Here is a 21,369-nt window from a genome sequence, read left to right as displayed (position 1 = left end):
GGGGCATGGGGCATGGAGCATGGCGCATTGGTAACAAATAACCAATAACAACCAACCAATAACAACTAACCAATTAAAAGAGATTTGTCAAAATCAGAAGCTCTGCCAATCCTAATCCCTTTATCTGTCACATAGGCGACTTCCGGGAAAAACTGAGCCGGCGAAGCTTCTGGACCTCTGGCAACATACTTAGCAATCCTAATCACCATCGGTTCCATCTGCAAGGTCATAATCACACTTTTGGTATTGCCGCCAGCACCAGCATGAACAATCCCCCGCAAACGCCCCCAAACTAGGATATCGCCCCCAGCGATGACTGAACCACCTGGATTCACATCTCCCAAAAGTACGACGGTACCCGGATGGCGAATTTCTACGCCCGATCGCACCGTCATCTGCAAATATAAAGGTTCCGCCAGGGATTGCGGTTTGTCCGTGGGGGCTTTACTCAGGGATGAAACAGGAGGCTGCTGTTCTACACAATACCCGACAGTGGCGGCGGCAACCGCAGTTTGACGGCGGCTAGTGTGGACTCGTTTGAGTTGAAGTTCTACTTCCGATAGGGCTTCGGCGATTTCTTGCAGTTGGCGAATATCCAAAAGTCGATCGCTCGCCATCAATTGTACTTCGGCATTCGCCTGCCAAAAGCGTTCTCCTGCATTCAGCCTCACCTTTAACTGTTGCCAAATTTCAGTCCAACTAGAGGCGGAGACGGTGGGTGTTTCACTGGTGTTAGTTTCTGAGGGTAACAGCAGCAGTAGCTGTCCATCTTCAGTTTTCAGACGGACTTGCATATCGAGGCTGACTTCAGGTGTCCCTTGAGAGTCGGGGGCGGAAGTGGCTCCGGGAAAGGCATCGGGTATCATGGGAACGGGTCTGAGTTCGGGTAGGGACAAGTTACGATCAATCTTAGCTCGATCGGTCATTAGTCATTAGTTAAAGGTACGGGTTATGTTGTCAAGTCTTGGGAGGCGGCGCTTTGGGCGTTTTATAACAGTGATTCTTTTGCTCAAGGGTGCTTGTTAGCTGTGAATTTGGGTGATGATGCTGATACGACTGGTGCGGTTTACGGACAGTTGGCTGGGGCTTTTTATGGTGAAGGTGGCCTCCCGGAAAAATGGCGATCGCAATTAGTCCATCGTAATTTAATTGCAGATTTTGGCGATCGGCTTTTGACCCCTTAGCCATCTGAGCGATCGTTAAGCGGCGATTGCCCCTATACAAAATGATATCATTAGGACTTGCGTCATTTGAGACTGCCGATCGCACTTAGAATTCTCCACCCATCTCAACAACATCTACAATGCAATTCCTCGAACTCGTCCTCAAAAACTTCGGTCCCTATGCAGGCACTCAAACCATCAATCTCCGCCCCGAAAAAGACGGTAATCCATGCCCCATAGTCCTATTTGGGGGCATGAATGGCGGTGGCAAAACTACCCTCATGGATGCAATTCGCCTCGCCCTCTACGGCGGCAGAGCTCAATGTTCCACCAGAGGCAATTTAAGCTACAGCGACTTCCTCAATCAATCAGTCAATCGCCACACTCCACCCTTAGACGATACCAGGGTTGAATTAATATTTGAACAAATTCAAGATGACAAATTAACCAAATTTAAAATAGTTAGATACTGGAAAAAAACCGATACAAAAGACAACCTAAGTATTCTCATATATAGCGAATTTGTTACCGATTGGTGGGCAGACAAAGCCCTGAGCAACACCTGGGATGAATACATCGAAACCATGCTACCAGTCGGCATATCTAACCTGTTTCTTTTTGATGGCGAACAAGTAAAAGAACTAGCGGAACTCGAAACTCCACCAGAATTTGTAGTGGGCGCAATTAAATCTCTTTTAGGTTTAGAATTAGCCGAACGCCTCGCCGTTGACTTAGAAATATTAGCCAGCCGCAAACGTAAAGAAATGTCCGGCAAAAAAGACTTGGCAGCTTTAGAACAAATTGAAGAAAAATTAAATAAAATTACTGATAAAAAGACCGATGCCGAGCAAGATGCAGCTAACTTAAAAAACAAGTTAGAGCAAGCTCAAAAAAATCAGCAACAAGCATCAGATAAGTTTATTTACGAAGGTGGGAAAATCGCAGCCGATCGCAGCCAACTAGACAGACAACTAAACGACTACAGAGCTGCTGCTGAAAAATCCCGTGAAGCGATGATTGAACTAGCATCAAATACCCTCCCCTTAGCCCTAATTTCCCCCCTACTCAGCCAAGCCAAAACCCAAGCAGAAACAGAAGCCAGCCAGCAGCGAGCCAAAATTGCCCAAAATATTATCAAAGAAAAAAGCGATCGTCTCCTCAACTACATCGCTGAAATTTCATTGAACCCCGAACAACTAGACAAAATACAAGACTTCATCCACCAAGAAAATAGACAACTAGAACAGCAAATTGGCTCCGATACCCCGCCCTGGTTAGCTGCGGATGATGACAACATCCAGCAACTAGAAAATATCCTCAACTACCAAATCCAATTCCAGCAAACCACAGCCACTGAAACAATAGAAAAAATCCAAAATATCGAAACAGAAATCGACTTTACAGACAGACAATTAGCCACCGCAGCTTCTCCCGAAGCCTACAAACAACTAGAAATAGAGGTAAAAAACACGCAACAAGCAGTGGCTAATGCAGCCGCCGACTTGGAATCGGTTAACCGCTACATCGAAGAATTAGACAGGGAATTAACCCAAGCCAAAAAAGAATTAGAAAACTACAGCAGCGAATACATCACCATCAGAAACAGCCAACACATCATCGCATCCATCGCCAAAGCCCAAGCCACCCTCAAACAATTCAAAGAAAAACTCACCCTCAAAAAGCTCAATAAACTCGAAGTAGAAATCACCGAATGTTTCCGTTACCTGCTGCACAAAACCGACTTGGTACATAGAGTAGCCATAGATACCCAAACCTTTAGCCTTTCCATCTACGACACCGAAGGGAAACAAGTACCGAAACACCGACTGTCAGCAGGAGAAAAACAACTGCTGGCGATCGCCTTTTTGTGGGGATTAGCCAGGGTATCCGGGAGACAATTACCAGTCGCCATCGACACTCCCCTAGGCCGCCTCGACTCCTCCCATCGCAACAACCTAGTCGAACGCTATTTCCCCTCAGCCAGCCACCAAGTCATCCTACTATCAACAGATACAGAAATTGGCAAAACAGAATATGATAAGCTGCAAGAATTAGAGGCGATCGCCCACAGCTACATCCTTAAATATGATTCCGCCAAACGCCAAACCACCGTCGAAACTGGTTACTTTTGGACATAAAAATTCGCCCTAAAAAATAGACGCAACCCCTTGACTTTGCCCTGGGGTTGCGGTACTATATATAGGATAATGGGATGGTTGCGAAAATTTTATTTTTTCCACCATCCCATTATGTAGGATTTATCCTTATATAATCACAATAGCAGAAAACCCTGTATATATCAACCTAGCGCCGTGTAAAAAAATGTAAATTTTGTGGTGAATTTTGTTCGTGAATTTTGGTTGACAACCTGAGTTTTGAAAGGGAGCATCCCGACTTTGCATAGGCGAAGCATGACCGCAGACAATTTATTAGTGATAACCAGAGATTTACAGCGGTCATGCTTCGCCTACGAAGATATTTGCACTCATTGAGATGCACCCTTTTGAAAAGCCTATCTAGAGGCTGTGCCGGCTCAATATTAACAATCATACAACAGATCAAAAAATCATCAACCTATGGAACCACCAGTCGATCGCATCCGCCTCTCCCAAACAGGGAAAGACCAACTATCAAAACTGAAACGAGCAACCAAAATTGACCAGTGGAACATCCTATGTCGGTGGGGTTTTTGCCGATCGCTAGCCGAGCCGAGCATCCCATCTCCCGTACCGATTCCTAGCGACAGCAATGTCGAATTAAGTTGGGATGTTTTTGGTGGCGACATGGCTGATATCTTGATAATTGCTCTGAAGCAGCGCTGTCACAATGACAACTTAGGTACAGAAAAAGATACTCTCGCTAAACAGTTTCGCCTCCACTTGCACCGTGGGATCGGTTATTTAGCTGGCGATCCGAATATTAAAAAAATAGAAAATTTAATTACGATCGCCCTATCGCCAGAAAAATTAAGAAATTAACTGATTGTAGACTGTGGAGAGACTTCTGACTTCAACAGCGGGAAAAAATGACCTACTGGACCTTGACCTTCTCCAATATCTAAAGCATATTGGAGAGCATGGGTCACATAATGTTTAGCGAAGGTAACTGCTGTGAATAAATCTTTGCCTAATGCTAGATTGGCGGCGATCGCAGCACTTAAAGTACATCCTGTCCCGTGAGTATTCTGAGTATCAACAGTCTCGGCCTTTAAAACCTCGGAGCCCCTACCATCAAACCAAACATCAACTCCCCGTAACTCCCCTTTCATCCCCCCACCTTTCACCAACACCGCCTTCGCCCCTAAACTATGAATTTTCTGGGCCGCCGATCGCATATCATCCACAGAATTAATCTCTAAATTGCTCAAAATAGTCGCCTCAAACCGATTGGGAGTCACCACAGCAGCCATGGGAATCAAAATATTTTGCAAATAGGCGATCGCCTCATCGTCAATCAATCGATCGCCCGATCGGGATACCATTACCGGATCGACAACCAAATTCTGGATCTGAAAACTCTCCACCTCGGAAGCTACCGCCGCCATAATTTCGCGGTTTAACAGCATCCCAGTCTTCACAGCATCCACCCCAATATCCCCAACCACCGCCTGAATTTGAGCGATGACAGCCTCAGCAGACAAAGCATCCACCCGCGTCACCCCCAACGTATTTTGAGCAGTAACGCAAGTCAAAGCACTCGTACCGTGCACGCAATGAAAGGCAAAAGTCCGCAAATCCGCCTGAATCCCAGCCCCACCGCCACTATCAGAACCTGCGATCGTCAAAGCTACAGGAATCCGAGATTTTTCACTTACCATGATTTATTTGACTCCTACTGGGAAAAATTTATCGCTCGTATCGACAACCAGCTTTGAAAATCCCTGAACATACCTAATGTTTTCGCCCAGGAAAGCAAACCCACAAAAATTAGCTGACAACACTAGCCAATCCCCGTTTAAATTTCTCCTAACAATTCTCGGATAGTAGTTACTAATAATTTCATTTTAACTGGTTTAGACAAATATTCATTAGCACCAGCAGCCAAACATCTCTCGCGATCGCCTACCAGTGCTAGGGCTGTGAGTGCCACAATAGGAACTCTATCTAATTTTGGTTCTTTACGCAAGGTTAAGATAGCTTCAAAACCATCCATAATTGGCATTTGAATATCCATGAGAATTAAGTCAAGAGTGGCTGTGGTAGCAATTTCGATCGCTTCCTTACCATTATTGGCGATAATAATTTCATAGCCAAAAGCACTCAGATACGAACAAAAAGTTTCAATATTTGCTTCATTATCCTCTGCCAATAAAATGACAGCTTTTGTCCCATGAACATCAGAAATAGTATTTGTTTTTTCCATATCTAGCATCTCCTTAATTAATTTACTCATCACGATTGTATCAGTTTGTCTATTTGCTAGGTGACTTTGGTAGATTATTTTGAGTCAGGCTCTAAACAGGAGTATGTTAGATTTATCTTCCAGGCTTATCGATCGGCAACAATCACCTGATTGCGTCCAGCAGCCTTGGCTCGATACAGCGCAGCATCCGCAGCCTGAATCACCGCAAAACCAGTCTTACCTCGATCGGGGTAGGAGGCTACTCCCAACGAAGCGGTTATAGATGTCATCTTTTTTCCTTGATAATTGAGTTGTAATTTTTCGATCGCCTTTCTGATTTCTTCGGCTTTTTGATAAGTCCCTTCCAGAGAAGCTTCTGGCAAAATTATGGTCATTTCTTCACCACCATAGCGACAAGCAACATCGGAAGCTCTAATCATATTATTTAGCAGTTTACCGATTTCTTTCAACACTAAATCTCCTGCATCATGACCCAAGGTGTTATTAAATTCCCTGAAGCGATCGAGATCGAGCATGATCATACCCACACTATATTGATTGCGGTCTGCTCTAGGGATTTCTTTAGTGAGAAATTCTTCCAGATAGCGGCGATTGAACAAGCCTGTTAGAGCATCGCGGATGCTTTGATTGACTAATTTTTCTCTAAGGGTAATATTGGCGATCGCCAATCCCAACTGTTCTGCTACTCTCCGTGCTAATAGTTGCCTATTTTCAGTCATTTGATGTGGTTTTGAAGCACACAAATACAGTAACCCTATGGTCTCCCCTTGGGCAATCATCGGCATACAAAGAGACTCTACAGGGGGATGTTGGTGGTCAATATGGTTGCAGAATAGATCGTGTCGCTCGTCACCAATCCAATGCAGTCTCCCCCGTCGCAGAGCCCAACAATCCTTGGGAACAAATATGGTTTCAGAATACAGCGGATTCCCCCAGGATGTTACCATTTCTAACAGATCCCGCGAGTTGGTCATCATAAAAATAGCCCCACCACTTTCAGGAAATAAGGGTTGGGATAGGGTGCCGATTGTAGCGCAAGCTTCCGCCACTGTTAAACAAGATTGTAAGTAATCGCCAATCCCATTGAGCAGAAACATCTCAGCATTTCTTTGCTTGAGTTCGGCAACTCGTTCTTGCAATTCTTGATTAACTCTTTGAAGAGTTTCTTCTGCAAGTTTGCGATCGGTAATATCTGCTGAAGTACCAAAAGTTTGTTTAACCTCACCGTTAGCAGTTCTCATAAATACTGTATCTCGGCTGTGCAGCCACCGCCATTCACCCCGAGCATTTCTGACACGATAATCGATTTCCACAAACTCATTATCTTTGAGGGTAGCGCACTTTTGCATCGCCTCATATACCATGGGTAAATCCTCTGGATGACAAATCGTGGGCAACAAATTGGCTCCCATCAACTTAATAGTTTCAGTACCATAGCCCAGCATTTCCGCTACAGAACGATTTGCATAAATATTGCGTTGTTCGAGCAAGTCGTAAATATACAGGAGATTGGGATTAGTGTCTGTAATTCTCTGAATCAAATGCTGGCTATCCCGCAGTGCTTTTTCAGCTTGTTTGCGATCGGTGACATCCCTAGAAATGCAGACAATTGACTCAATTATACCTTGACTTGTCAGTTCAGGAGCCATTTCCATCTCAAAGGAACGGGTGCCATTGAGTGTTAGTGTCTCAAACTCAATAGTCTGTTTTTTCCCTGTTGTCAACAAAGTCTCCGCCGCAGTTTCCCAAGTATTAATCATCGCTTCTGGGAATCCCAATTCACGACAAGTTTTCCCCAAAAATACCTCCGCTGAAATCCCAGTGATTTTTGTCAAGGACGGGCTGACATAAAGATGTCGTAATTCCGTATCGAAGCGTTCTATAATATTGGGAGAATTTTCAACAAGCGTTTGGTATTGTTGTTTTGACTCTTGCAACGCTGTTTCCGTTGCTTTGCGCTCGGTAATATCTAGTGCCGTTCCATAGAGTCCAATCGTATTACCTTCGGCATCTAGTTGTGCTTCTCCCCGTCCCAGTAAATATCTAATTGAACCATCTTTACGGATTATTCTATGCTCTATTTCATAGGGTTCTCCTGTCACTATCGCCTGCGTGACCAGGCGGTCTAATTTTTCGCGGTCTTCTAAATAAATTATTTGTAAAAACTCTTGATAACTTGGTTCTGATTGGACTAAATCTCTACCAAAAATCCTAAACATTTCTTCTGACCATTTAATTTTGTTCGTGGAAATATTATAATCCCAACTCCCAACATGAGCCACCCGCTGAGCTATCTGTAAACTCTCTTCACTTTCTCGTAGTGCCTCTTCAATCCGTTTCCGCTCGGTAATATCTTCACCAATACTAAAGATACCGATCGTATTTCCGGATGAGTCTTTTAAAACAGTATTATTCCCAACAATAAATCTTTCACTTCCTGCTTTTGTTAAAATTCGATTTTCATAATAATAATGATTCTGAGAACCTAATTTTTCTGAAAACACATTTTCAAATTGTTGCCAATCAGCACAAGGCACAAAGGTTTCCAGCCATAGCCGACCTAAAACTTCTGCTTCGGTATAATCTGTTAGATTTAAAAAAAAAGGATTGATATACTTAATCACACCATTAATGTCAAATTCCACCACCACTAATTGCACGTTATCAAAAACAAATTTCCAACGTTTTTCCGCATTGATCAGCATAATTTCTGATTGTTTGCGTTCGGTGATATCTATCATAATGCCAACAATTCTTACAACTTCTCCCCTCTCATTACAAATAGGTTCTCCTTTTGCAAAAATATAACCACAAGAACCATCTGCCCGCATAAATTTTAAGTCAGTTGCATAGGATTGTCGGCACTGAATAGCATTTTTTAGATGATTCTTAAGACGTTCTCGATCCTCTGGAGAAAATTTGTGCCAGACTTGTTCAGGAGTGAATTCTGCATCCTGGGTATCGAGTCCATAGATTTGATATATTTCAGGAGACCAAATAACTTGGTTTGTGAATACATCAAATTCCCAACTCCCTAATTTGGCAAATTTTTGTGCTTCTTGTAAATGGGCTTCGCTCTGTCGTAAAGCGATGGTGCGTTCTAAAATTCTTTGTTCTAGTTCTGTATTCAGTTGTTGGAGTTTTGCTTCTGCTAGTTTACGCTCGCTAATATCTCTTGCCACCCAAGTTACCGCTGTCTCATTGATGGGAGAAATCATTGCTGAAAACCATAACAACTGACTTCCTACAGACACAGAGTAGTCTAAGCGATCGGTTTTTCTACTTGTCGCTACTTGTCGCACTCGTTGCAGCCAATCGCTATTCAATGATTCTTGAAAAAAGCGATTAATCGTCTGATTCACTATCTCACTACGGACAGCATCAAGGGCTTGATTATTCATGGGAGCAATTTCGATACTGTTTAGATCCTCACCTTGGAGATTCACGATCAGGATCACGTCAGTCATCGCTTCCAATATAGACCTAATTTTATTTTCCGAGTAGGCTAGTTTTTTTTCTAGCAGTTTACGCTCTGCGATTTCTTCATGGAGGTGAGCGTTAATATTGTTCAGGTAGGATGTTTGTTCGTGGATTAGCTTTTGGAGGGCATTCAGTAACTCAGGTAAACTGATTTGCCGATCGCAAGCCGCATCATCCACTATGAGTTTATGCTGTTCACGAGGCGATCTCAGGCTTTTGAGAGTCGCTAATTCCGCTCGCAATGCTTCTAATTCATCCATAAGTTGTTCTTTAGTTTTTTCACAATCGCTCATTGAAAATTCTCCTATAAACCCCAGGCTTTATATCCCATAAGAACTCCCCAGATTTATCCCTGGGATTTATCCTAAAATCTAAAATCTAAAATCTAAAATTTAAAATCCATCGCCCTAAAAGAGCCGTAGGGCATCTTGTTAGTGTATAAATTCTAGCCCGTTACGATGATTTGTTTCTAGAGCATCCCAGACTGATTTTTGGTTGCTTCCCTTTCAGGATGGGATGGTCTGGCTCTGCCCCCTCTTAAAATCGCAACTAAATTGCTATGATTGAAAGAATTGTAAAGTATTATTTAAAACAGCCATGAAACTCACCCGAATTGACCTCAATTCTTGGATTTTTCACCTAGCAGACAAAACTATCCTGGTCGATCCCTGGCTGGTCGATCCCCTCGTATTTTACGGTCAACCCTGGCTGTTCACTGCCTACCACAACACGCCTGTTGCTTTCACTCCCGACACCTTACCGCCCATCGACTTGTTGTTGATTTCCCAAGGATTAGACGACCACTGCCACAAACCTACTCTCGAACGGCTCGATCGCACAATTCCTGCGATCGCATCTCCCACCGCCGCCAAAGTTCTCAGCAGTTTAGGCTATACAAATATCACATCTTTAGCAAATTGGCAAGAATTTAATTATCAAGAAAAGTTACAAATAACCGCAGTTCCCGGAGCTGAAATCCAGCCGGGACAGGAAGAAAACGGTTATTTGCTCAAAGACTTAACCAGTGGCGAAACACTCTACTACGAACCACACTTACCAAACTTAGAAAAAGTTAAACAAAAAATAGAGACAGTAGACGTAGCGATCGCCCCTGTCATCGGTCAAATTTTCCCATTCCTCGGACAAATCATCATCGGGCCATCGGGTGCCCTGAGCCTCGCCCAAGCCCTAAAGCCTAGGTTTTTCCTACCTACAACTATGGGAGACATCCGAGCCACGGGTATTTTACCAATGTTGGTGCGATCGATCGGCAGCATCGCCGAATTTCGGGACTTACTGACAAATTCAGGACTTACAACCCAATTTCTCGAACCCGAACCAGGTCAAACCCTAGAAATTTAAGATTTAAGATTTAAGATTATTGTTCGACCTCAACACTGGATTTCACCGATGACCCGACAGGGTGCGTTTGGCTGGTAACTTCCCCGAAACATCCCTGCGAAAGCGAGTGTCTTTACTGAGAATCCAAGCTTTTTTGGGAATCGCGCAGGGTTTGAACAAAATGGTACATCGTAGATTTGTCTATAAGTGTACCACCTTGTCTATTTAATAGCTAGCTAGGTACTAGCTCAAATCCCAAATCCCAAATCCCAAATCATCTTGGTGGCAGTCGCTTGCGCAAAAAAGCCGGAATATCCAATGCCGAATCCTGTTGCTGTTTCGGGTCAGGCGTCGATTGAGCCGGAGCCACCTGAACAGTAGCAGCCCGCCAAGGAGCATTAGCATTTTGCGTCCTACTCACCGGCTGCTGCGCTGGAATTTCCCCCGAAAAACCAGTAGCGATCACAGTAATCTTAATTTCGCCCTGAAGCCGCTCGTCAATCACCGCGCCAAATATAATATTGGCATTGGGATCGACCACCTCGTAAATGGTTTCGGCCGCCGCATTGACCTCGTGCAAGGTCATATCAGTACCGCCAGTAATGTTAAACACTACACCTCTAGCGCCCTCTATAGAAGAAGCTTCCAGCAACGGCGAAGAAATCGCCTGCATCGCCGCTTCCCTAGCCCGCGACTTGCCAGAACCCACGCCAATACCCATCAGCGCCGAACCTGCATCAGCCATGACAGCCCGCACGTCAGCAAAGTCAACGTTTACCAAACCTGGAATAGTAATAATATCAGAAATACCCTGAACCCCTTGGCGCAGGATATCGTCAGCAACTCGAAAAGCCTCTTGCACAGGCATTTGTTCGGAAATCACCGACAACAGCTTATCGTTGGGAATCACGATCAGGGTATCAACTCGGCTTTTCAACTCTGCGATGCCTTCCTCAGCTTGACTGGTACGACGCCGCCCCTCAAAAGTAAAAGGTCGGGTGACTATCCCCACAGTCAAAGCGCCCATTTCCTTAGCAACCTCAGCCACAATCGGTGCCGCGCCCGTACCCGTACCGCCGCCCATACCTGCGGTGATAAACACCAAATCTGCGTGATTTAACGCATTGGCCACTTCGTCGCGAGATTCCTCAGCAGCCTTTTGACCGATGGCAGGATTGCCTCCTGCACCCAAACCGCGAGTCAGCTTTTGTCCTACTTGCAAGCGTTTGGGTGCGTTGGATAGAACTAGAGCTTGGGAATCAGTATTCACGCACCAAAATTCTACGCCCGAAACCTCGCTAGCAATCATGCGGTTAACGGCATTGCCCCCACCCCCGCCGACGCCAATTACTTTGATTTTGGCTGCACTACTGGGCATGATTTCTTTGGGATTGACCATAGGATCGATATCAATACTATCTACATTTACATAACCAGACTTGCGTCTAAATGGATTGGTGGAATCGTAGGCCACCGGAAAATTTTTGACTTCTTCGGAAGGGGGACTGTCTTCGCCAGACCCCTGTTTAGGATTCAGGGTCATCTCTCTTCCTCCTTGGAGACTCCCGCCAATGCTTTACTCAGTTTGGCTTCGACGTGAGCGCTCAGCCGAGCGGCGATGAGAGGAAAAGGAAAGCATGGTAAGGGTGACATAACTATTCCTGTGGTCGGTGAGGGAACCGTTGCGCCTCAAAAGTGGTGAAACTCCTTGGCATACCTGCTGACATTGCAGGATAGAGACTACCGATATTATTCTCAAAAGATCCGCCTCGGTAGGGCGTTTGATTTGGGGATTTCTCCCCGCCGGATTTCTCCGGTATGGTTAGCGCGCGCCTTGGTTGTCAGTAGAGATCCCAGGAGTATGAACTTTACAGCTTTTTAGCTAAGCACTAATTTACAATCAACTATAGGCTAAGTTGCGCAAAAAACTAGCGCAAGCAAGGCTAAATATTCGCAAGCCTGGATTTGGTCTAGGAACTAGCCGAGAGTTAAATCCATCGAAATCTTTCGATTGATTATTTTTGCTTGACTTCTCCCTGGGGCTGTCTCAGCAGGGCGATGGTGAAGCTTAATTCTGCAGGCGAGTTGGTGAGGGACTTGAGTTTTCACCAACTGCGGAGGATGGAGGTTCGGTGGACGACGGGAAAAGCCGGATTTTTCAAGTCAATGTAGGCTATTTTGCTTGCATCTAGCTGTTTTGGCAATTGTCGCATCCGGTCTAAAACTTTCAGTTGCTCCATGGTTCTGGAACTATGGGGGCCTAGGTGTACAGTTCCAATCTCTGTTTTCAGGATCAAGTTATTCGGGTCTTGCCAGTCTATTTCAAACACTTTCAACGCCAAAGTGCTGAACCCTTGGTAAAACTCCGGCCATTCGGCGCGATAGACTTCCCAGTCTCCGATGACTTTTAAACTTGGCAAAGAACGCTGAGACTGTGTTTCCTGACTGTTGTTGCCCAGGGAGCTACTTTGGGATTGTTTGTCAGTAGTATAGCTGTCAAAGGGCATCCAACCTCCCCTAGCATCCAGCCACCCTACTTTTTGCTTGTCCCTGCCAGCGGTAGTCACCGCCCTCGGTTGGGCCACTGCCACTGGCAGCCGTTCTGCCACTTCTACGGTCAAACTTGGCGGAAATAGGTTGCGAGTCACCTTGGCTTTGGCGATCGGGCCGGTGGCTTCAAGTTTAGAAGCTAGGGCTTGTGGTTGAATCCCCCACAGAGACTGGGGGTAAGAAAGTGGCATCAAAGACCGGACTGCCTTGTCCGAAAGCCAATGATTCCCCTCCACCTTCACTTGTTCCGATCGAGCAATCAACCAAGTCGGCTGGGCTATCCACCACACTAGACCCCCAGCCATCCCACAGGCAGCCAGCATTTGCCACACCACAGTCGCCAATCGAGCGCGACGAAGCCGCTGCAACTGTTGGCGCCTGTGCCCTAACTCTGTTTCTGACACTGATGCAAAACTAGCCATCTACCTCTTGACAAATTGGTAATTATAAAGTAGTGACAATTCAAAACTCTTGAATTTTTCTCAAGTCGCCTGATTGTCCCCTACTATTTAAGCAGATCCCCGCAAAATTACCCAAATTCACGTTCGGCTCCGTAAGATTACCGATTCAGTTTGCCCCTAAAAATTAGTTAATTATTCAGAATTTAAGCCTAGGAAAGCCGATAAGCAGACAGAGGTTGTTGAGTCATTGAGGGCATTACCCCACATGGCAAAAGGCTAAAATTCAAACTAAACTAGAGTTTGAAAGTATATACTTTCTCTGTGAAATTTAACTTTTAGTTAGCTTCAATTGTGATCGCACTGGAATTAGACAGATTCTATAAAGCCTGCAACCCTAGCAAGACCCTTGTCGCGGGCGACCCAGGAGATTATCAATACTACATTGATTTTGCTTCGGTACGGGGCGGTAAAATCATTGAATCTTTGCAGCGGACAATTACCCGTATCTCCCCAGACCAGCCTACTTGTCAACTATTTACAGGACATATCGGTTGTGGCAAATCTACTGAATTGTTTCGACTTAAAGCTGAGCTAGAGCAAGAGGGTTTTTACGTCGTTTACTTTGAGTCTTCTCAAGATTTAGATATGGGTGACGTAGACATCAGCGATATTTTGCTGAGCATTGCTCGCCAAGTCAGCGAAACGATGGAGTCAGCCAAAATTAAACTCAGACCAAGTTATTTCACTAATCTGTTTGCAGAAGTCGCAGAATTTTTGCAGACTCCCATTGATTTATCCGCAGAAGCAGAGTTATCTGTAGGGATTGCTAGAGTTACTGCTAAAACTAAAGACTCTCCCAAACTAAGATCGCAGCTTAGACAATACCTCGAACCCCGCACTAATAGCATCTTGCAGTCAATTAACGAAGAACTCCTGGATGTAGCCAACCTCGAACTCAAACGTCAAGGTAAAAAAGGACTCGCAGTGATTGTTGATAACCTCGATCGCCTCGACGGAGGTCTCAAACCCAGCGGACGCACCCAGCCAGAATACCTTTTTTTAGACCGTGGCGAACAGTTGAAAAAACTCAATTGCCACGTAGTCTACACTATTCCTCTGACTTTAATTTTTTCCAATGACTTCGGTAGACTCGCCAGTAGATTTGGAGTTAAACCCAAGGTGATGCCGATGGTTCCGGTACAAATTCGATCGGGGGAAGACCACTCGGAAGGAATGGCCCTACTACGCCAGCTCGTATTGGCTAGAGCCTTCCCCAAGGTTGCTCCTTCCCAACGCCTCGATTTGATTTCCAAGGTGTTCGACTCTCCTGAAACCTTAGACAGACTCTGCCGCATTAGTGGCGGTCACGTTCGCAATCTACTGATGCTGTTGTATAGCTGTTTGCAGCACGAAGACCCGCCTTTTACTCGCGAATGTTTGGAAAGTGTCATTCAAGAATATCGCGACGACTTGTTGGGAGCAGTCAACGATATGGAATGGGAATTGTTGTTTCAAGTCGTAAACCGACAAACAGTGACTGGTGAAGAAGAGTCTCAAATTTTATTGCGAAGTATGTTTGTTTTTGAATATCGCGATCCCGAAGGTCGCTGGTTTGGTATCAATCCAGCCCTAGCAGAAACTAGAAAATATAAGGAGTGGCAACAGCGAGTGCACCAAAAATAGTTTTAAGTTTTGAGATTGTTCCCGATCGGACCGATTTGAAATTAAAACTAGAACCAGCCCCCGGAGCAATCGAGGGGGCAATTTTTTACTTATAAAATCTCCCATCTAAAATCTCTATCCTTTAGGAGATATTTGCAGCCCTAGGATGTTCCCATGTCAGACCCCCTAGGGCTGGTTTTAACTATTGCTTTTAACCTCACATAGTCTTATCCCCTATCTCATAAATTTTTGTGTCCTTTGGTTTGGCTGAGTGCCTGCTACAGATAATTCTGCGTTGACACTAATAGCTAACTCCGAGAGTTCTCAGATGATGTCAGATTCAAGACTGAGAATACTGCTGTTACACCATTGCTTCGTTCCGCTCTCAAGCCTATACCAGTAGACTATTTATCAGCACTTAACCGGAGTTGATATCATAGGTTAGCAACTAGCCATTCATCCCCTAGATAAATTTATCTGTAGCTGACTAAAAAACACATTAATTTTAATTTAATATTTATATATAAATCTAGCTTTCTATTAGATTGAGAGGTATGATGTGTTTGGATTGAACTAGGGAGAGTAGGGCTGGAGAGACTAGATAAGTGCGAAAAATTACGTAGTAATAAAGGTATAAAGTGCTTGAAGGAAATAAGTGTATATAAGTAGAGACAGTTTCAGTCATCATTAGGTTGTTTATTTCTGGAAATGGGGTGCACGCATGACAGACATGATTAAATTACGAGAAACTGCCAGCTACAACGAGCGATCGCTCAAAACCCTGGTACGGTCGATCGCGATGTCTCAACAGCAATTCTCCCTAATCTTGGTGCGCTGCAACTACGAGCATTTACGCCAGCAAATGGTCAAGCGACTGCGAGAAATGTCCCCACTGCCCATCCAAGATGTAGTCCTACGGCCAGGAGTCAAAACCCTCTACAGTACCTTGCTCGCCAACACCCAAAACCACGGGCAGTTCCCAGGGGCTGCTGCCTCTGCTGTGATGGTGTTCGGCTTAGAAACGGTAGTAGCGATCGACGAAGTGATGGCATCTACCAATCAAGTGCGAGACGAGTTTCGCAAAAATTTTTCCTGTCCCGTGGTTTTGTGGGTGACAGATGACATCGTGACCAAAATGATTCGTCTGGCCCCGGATTTCAAGAGTTGGGCCGCGGCCACAATTAAATTTGAAATGGCCGTGGACGAATTGATCGATTTTCTCGCCCAGCGAGCTGATGGCATATTTCGAGTAGGCGAACTCAACCCCCAATGGGGAAACAGCACAGCCGCCAAATCCGGCTTTAGCACCTACGACGACACCGACTTAGAAAAACCCACTCAGGAAAGCGAAATCCGGCAGGGGGAGCGTTTTCTCACACCTCATCCTCGATCGCAAAACTCCCAAACATCGAATATCCAGTCCTATTCGCCCTTGAGTCCGGGAAATAACCTCGATTTGGCGATCGGTTCCTTATCGCGCCGAGAACTCGAAATAGCTTTAAGAGATTTGCAAAATCGCGACCAAGAATTAGAACCAGCCCTCGAAGCCAGCCTGCAATTCGTTCTTGGTAGAGACTACTACGTCAGCGACCAAACCGAAACCGCTTTGATCCACTACCAGCAAAGCTTAGTATTTTGGCAGCAGCAAACCGGCAATTGGGAACTCAAAAACTGGGAAAAGTCCTGGGAAACACAAAACCTTTCCTGCACTTTGTCTAATCCGGTCCCTAATATTCTTTTTTTAGAGAGGGAGGGCATAGTGCTGTTTCACATAGCCCTGTGTCACCGCTTACAAGCAGCCAGAAATCCAGTAGCCAACCGCCAGCATTGGGAGCAAGCCTGGATTAGCCTAGAACAGTCTAGAAATGCCTTCTCCCTTGCCGATCGCCCCGAATTAGTAGCAGAGGTAACGGCACACCTAGGAGAGGTATTGCAACGCCTGGAAGCTTGGGGAGAATTGCAAGCATTGGCGGAAAATTCCTTGCAGTTACACTTCACCTACGGAACTCCGAGCCAGCTAGCTCAAGATTACGGCTTTTTAGCAGAAGTGGCGCTGCAACAGTCGAGGTGGAGTCAAGCCCGTCAGCTAGCCGAATTGGCCTTAGCCATACTAGATCAAACCCCTAACGATTTGAGATTGCTAATTGAAGATTTAAGATTGGGTTTTTCCGGGAATTATCCAGAGTTTGTCGGGACTAACCAGTCAATTAACGAACCCAAATCAAAAATCCAGCATCCCAAATCAGACAGAAGTTCCTATCTTTTACTGTTAGCCCAAAGTTTGCGACAACTAGGACAGTGGGAAGCCGCAGTTCATTCTTTGGAATTGGCTCAAAGTCAAAGCGAGCCAAAGTACGACCCCCGGCTTTACATTGATATTTTGACCGAACTGCAAGCGGTTTATTTCGAGCAGGGAGAGTACCTCAAGGCTTTTCGGATTAAAAAAAACCAGCGATCGATCGAATATCAATACGGATTTAGAGCTTTTATCGGAGCCAGTCAATTGCAGCAGCAGCGACAAGCCGTCAACCCGTCGAGTCCCTCAGCCAAAAACCAAGCAGCAATTGCAGCGGAAATGACAGCCTACTCCCGCCAGAAAGATATCAATAACTTGCTGGAAAGAATTAGCAGGGACGACCATAAATTAACGATTATTCACGGGCCCAGCGGAGTTGGCAAAAGTTCTTTAGTCAATGCGGGATTAGTACCTGCTTTAAAAAATATCACTCCGGGCGCACGGGATACTTTGCCTGTATTAGTCAAAGTTTATAGTGATTGGCTCAGAGAATTAGAAAATGCTTTGAATGGCGCGCTGTACGAAAAACAAGTCGAAGAAGACAGGAAATTAATCCAAAATGGAGTCGGGGAATTTTCTCGAAAAAATCAATTAGTCATACCAGGGCGTACCGAAGAAGCTTCATCTTTTTTGGTTGAACAATTGCGACAAAATTCCCAGAATAATTTATTGACTATTTTAATATTTGACCAGTTTGAAGAATTTTTCTTTGTTTCAACCTCGGTAGCTCAAAGACAACTGTTTTATAAGTTTTTACGCTTATTTTTAAATCTCCCTTTTGTCAAAGTAATCCTCTGCCTGAGAGAAGATTATTTACATTATTTACTAGACTGCGATCGCTTTCCCAATCTCGACGCAATTAATAATAATATTCTCGACAAAAGCATCCGCTATCAACTGCGAAGTTTTTCCATTAAAGATGCGCGGGCTGTGATCGGACACTTGACAGAACGCGCAGAATTTTACTTAGAACCAGAACTAATTAATGCCTTCGTCGAAGACTTATCAGACGAATTGCAAGAAATTCGACCGATCGAATTGCAAGTGGTGGGAGCGCAACTGCAAGAAGAAAACATTACGACCATAGAACAATACCAGCAGTTGGGTGACAACCCCAAAGCAGAATTAGTCAAGCGATCGCTCGAACGAGTCATTTCTGACTGCGGTCCTGTCAACGAAGACGCAGCTTGGAAAATTTTATTTTCCTTGACCGATGAAAGAGGGGTCAGACTGATCAAAACCAAACATGAACTCTCATTAGTTACAGGGGTGCAGCCCGAAGATGTGGAGGAACCAGATTTGTCTGGGATGGGCAGAATCAGCCTAATTTCACTACAGCGCAAACTGGGAAAAAACTCAGAAATAGAACCCAAAAAAACCGATAACCTCGAATTAATTTTAGACATTTTAGTCGGTCATGGTTTGTTATTTTTGCTGCGGGAATCCCCCGAAGATCGTTATCAATTGGTTCACGACTATCTAGTCCGCCCCATCCGCGATAGATTCGGCTTAGAAGCCAGACTGCACAAAGCAGAAGCTGACAAAAACATGAGTCAAGCACAGCTATACCGGGCGAATATTTTTCTCAAACAACTTTTGGGATTAGCAGCGATCGGCGTACTGCTGCTAACCAGTTCCACCGTCGCCGCCGTCAACTTTTGGTGGCGAGCAGTGGGACAAAAACAACTAGCTGTAGCTCAAACTCAGCGCGCCGAAATTAGCACTCTAACGGCGGCTTCTGAAGCACTTTATTTTTCCAATAACAAATTTGATGCCATGATGGAAAGTTTGAGAGCGGGGAGACAATGGAGGCAAATCGAACACTCCCAAGAAACCCACACTCTCAAAGACACAGAAATTTTGATTTCTGCCTCCCTCCAACAGGCGGTTTACGGTATCAAAGAACGCAACCGATTAGAAGGACATGGAGATGTAGTTTGGGGTCTAAATTTTAGCCCTGATGGGCAAACAATTGCCTCGGCTAGTGTAGACAAAACAGTCAAACTTTGGGCGAGGGGTGGTAGCTTGCTGGCAACTTTTAAAGGCCACACTAACAACGTTACCAGTGTGGCTTTCAGTCCTGACAGCAAAACGATCGCCTCCGGAAGCTTAGATAAAACAATCAAACTTTGGAAAACCGACGGCACTTTACTGGCAACTTTTAAAGGTCATACTAATAGTGTTACCAGTGTCACTTTTAGCCCGGATGGACAAACGATCGCCTCTTCGTCTACAGACAAAACTGTCAAACTCTGGAAAACCGATGGTACACTCCTGCAAACCATCCCACAACTAGCACCCGTAAATTGGGTCAGTCTCAGCCACAACGGTCAAATTATAGCCGTGGCCAGCGATGACGGTACTGTGAAACTGTGGAGTTCTGACGGTAGGCTAATCGCGAATCTGTGGCACAGCGAAAATAGAAAACCTTCTAAAGTTTACACCGTCAGTTTCTCCCCCGATGATGAAACCCTGGCTTCTGGTGGTGAGGACAACACAGTCAAAATTTGGAATGTCGGCCCACTTCAAAACAATCCACAACTAAATTCAATCGACAAAACAGACTTGCTGCTAACAACTTTGCGGGGACATAGCAAATGGGTATTTGGCGTCAGCTTCTCCCCTGATGGTCAAACTCTGGCTTCTGGTGGTGCTGATAGAACGGTCAAACTCTGGAGTCTGGTTGATATTCATGGAAAACACCTGTTAGATGGTGGCAAATTTAAACCAGTCGGCCGCTTGCTCAGAACCTTTGAAGGACACGCCGATCGAGTTACTCAGGTAAGTTTTAGCCCGGATGGCAAAACCCTGGCTTCCGCAAGTTTTGACAAAACTATCAGGCTGTGGCGACTGGATGATGTACCTCTGAAAACCCTTGACGGACACCACAACCGCGTCCTCAGCGTTACTTTCAGCCCCGATGGCCAAAGGCTGGCTTCTGCTTCTATGGACAAAACTATCAAGCTCTGGAGTCGTACAGGGGTGTTGTTGGAAACCTTGGAGGGACACACTCAGAGAGTATCCAGCCTTAGTTTCAGCCCCGACGGCTTGCTGCTTGCTTCTGGAAGTCATGACAAAACAGTGAAAATCTGGAGTTTAAAAGAAGATGGCATTACTAATATGTTGCCTTGTCCTTCGGCTCCACTGTTCCCCTGTTCTCCTTCTGTGTTGTTCACTCTCGATGGACACAGCGACAGCGTGACTAGCGTCAGTTTTAGCCCCGACAGCGAGATTGTGGCTTCGGCGAGTAAGGACAAAACTATTAAACTCTGGACTAGAAACGGTAGGTTGATTAAAACTTTGACGGGACACAAAGGCTGGGTGACTAGCGTTAGTTTCAATCCCGACGGTTCCATGCTGGCTTCGGCTAGCGATGACGGTACGGTGAAATTGTGGAATCGGGATGGTCGTTTGCTGAGGACTTTTGAAGGGGCTCACAACAGTTTTGTGTTGGGGGTGGCTTTCAGCCCTGATGGGCAAATGCTGGCTTCGGCTGGTTATGACAATTCGGTGAAGTTGTGGAATGTGGATGGGACTTTGGTGGCGACGCTACTCAAGGGTTCTAGCGACAGCGTGACTAGCGTCAGTTTTAGCCCGGATGGTTTGTTGATTGCTTCGGGTAGTTACGATCGCAAGGTGAAGTTGTGGAGTCGTAGTGGCACTTTGTTGAAAACTTTGACTGGACATAAAGACAGTGTGATGAGTGTGAGTTTTAGCCCGGATGGGAAGGTTCTGGCTTCTGCTGGTAGGGATAATCGGGTGATTTTGTGGAATTTGGACTTGGACGATTTGTTGGTGAGGGGCTGCGATTGGGTGGGGGATTATCTGAGGACTAATCCCAATGTCAGCGATCGCGATCGGCGCCTCTGCGACGGGGTAGCGCCTAAATCTCAGTTTTAGTCAGTTGGCGGTTGGAGGTTGACGGTTGTCATTAGTTGCCAATGCCCCATGCCCGATGCCCGATGCTACTTTCCTGTTCCAAACTTTCCTTATCCCAACTCTTCCCCTTCCCCCCCGCTTCCTGTAAAGTAAATAATTGTAAAGAAATATGAGTTTTCTCTTATCCTCTGGTTAAGACTGCCAGCTAGTATTCATTCACAATTGAGACCCAGAT

General features: G+C 45.3%; 11 protein-coding genes and 1 pseudogene. 6 read left to right on the top strand and 6 right to left on the bottom strand.

Features of this window, described 5'->3' with window-relative positions:
• Positions 1 to 65 precede the first annotated feature (65 nt).
• Positions 66 to 866, bottom strand: coding sequence for a septum site-determining protein MinC (gene minC / locus AAFP11_RS08585; protein WP_341736683.1), 801 nt, complete (start codon positions 864 to 866; stop codon positions 66 to 68).
• A gap of 84 nt (positions 867 to 950) precedes the next feature.
• Between minC and AAFP11_RS08580 the strand changes: the two are divergent.
• The 3 genes and pseudogenes from AAFP11_RS08580 to dndE form a co-directional block, all read left to right on the top strand.
• Positions 951 to 1,184, top strand: a pseudogene (locus AAFP11_RS08580) (ADP-ribosylglycohydrolase family protein); the annotation flags it as partial.
• A gap of 119 nt (positions 1,185 to 1,303) precedes the next feature.
• Positions 1,304 to 3,301, top strand: coding sequence for a DNA sulfur modification protein DndD (gene dndD / locus AAFP11_RS08575; protein ID WP_341736665.1), 1,998 nt, complete (start codon positions 1,304 to 1,306; stop codon positions 3,299 to 3,301).
• 438 nt (positions 3,302 to 3,739) lie between these two features.
• A complete protein-coding gene (gene dndE, locus AAFP11_RS08570; RefSeq protein WP_341736664.1) occupies positions 3,740 to 4,141 on the top strand; it encodes a DNA sulfur modification protein DndE in 402 nt (133 codons plus the stop codon).
• Here the strand turns inward: dndE and thiD are convergent.
• From thiD to AAFP11_RS08555, 3 genes are all read right to left on the bottom strand, one after another.
• A complete protein-coding gene (gene thiD / locus AAFP11_RS08565; protein WP_341736663.1) occupies positions 4,138 to 4,980 on the bottom strand; it encodes a bifunctional hydroxymethylpyrimidine kinase/phosphomethylpyrimidine kinase in 843 nt (280 codons plus the stop codon). The genes dndE and thiD overlap by 4 nt on opposite strands.
• A 137-nt stretch (positions 4,981 to 5,117) precedes the next feature.
• Entirely contained in the window at positions 5,118 to 5,525 is a 408-nt protein-coding gene (locus AAFP11_RS08560; RefSeq protein ID WP_341736662.1) for a response regulator, read from the bottom strand.
• Positions 5,526 to 5,650: 125 nt separating this feature from the next.
• A complete protein-coding gene (locus AAFP11_RS08555; RefSeq protein ID WP_341736661.1) occupies positions 5,651 to 9,298 on the bottom strand; it encodes a PAS domain S-box protein in 3,648 nt (1,215 codons plus the stop codon).
• A 304-nt stretch (positions 9,299 to 9,602) separates the two neighbouring features.
• Here AAFP11_RS08555 and AAFP11_RS08550 point away from each other — a divergent pair, with 304 nt between their 5' ends.
• A complete protein-coding gene (locus AAFP11_RS08550) occupies positions 9,603 to 10,367 on the top strand; it encodes an MBL fold metallo-hydrolase (RefSeq protein WP_341736660.1) in 765 nt (254 codons plus the stop codon).
• Between the two features lie 253 nt (positions 10,368 to 10,620).
• On the opposite strand, the gene ftsZ is transcribed toward AAFP11_RS08550, so the two are convergent.
• Positions 10,621 to 11,889: a cell division protein FtsZ gene (ftsZ, locus tag AAFP11_RS08545; RefSeq protein WP_341736659.1), complete on the bottom strand. Its 1,269-nt coding sequence runs from the start codon at positions 11,887 to 11,889 to the stop codon at positions 10,621 to 10,623.
• A 562-nt stretch (positions 11,890 to 12,451) separates the two neighbouring features.
• Positions 12,452 to 13,318, bottom strand: coding sequence for an FtsQ-type POTRA domain-containing protein (locus AAFP11_RS08540; protein ID WP_341736658.1), 867 nt, complete (start codon positions 13,316 to 13,318; stop codon positions 12,452 to 12,454).
• 330 nt (positions 13,319 to 13,648) lie between these two features.
• On the opposite strand from AAFP11_RS08540, the gene AAFP11_RS08535 reads away from it, so the two are divergent.
• Both AAFP11_RS08535 and AAFP11_RS08530 read left to right on the top strand, forming a co-directional pair.
• Positions 13,649 to 14,980 carry an ATP-binding protein gene (locus tag AAFP11_RS08535; RefSeq protein WP_341736657.1) on the top strand — a complete coding sequence of 444 codons (1,332 nt, stop codon included), beginning with the start codon at positions 13,649 to 13,651 and terminating at the stop codon, positions 14,978 to 14,980.
• Positions 14,981 to 15,680: 700 nt separating this feature from the next.
• Positions 15,681 to 21,155 (top strand): hypothetical protein, encoded by a 5,475-nt coding sequence (locus AAFP11_RS08530; RefSeq protein WP_341736656.1) that lies wholly within the window; start codon positions 15,681 to 15,683, stop codon positions 21,153 to 21,155.
• Positions 21,156 to 21,369: the final 214 nt, after the last annotated feature.

Origin of the sequence: Microcoleus sp. CAWBG640 (assembly GCF_020883015.1) — a bacterium.
Taxonomy (GTDB): domain Bacteria; phylum Cyanobacteriota; class Cyanobacteriia; order Cyanobacteriales; family Microcoleaceae; genus Microcoleus; species Microcoleus anatoxicus.
This window is presented reverse-complemented; position numbering and strand designations above follow the sequence as displayed.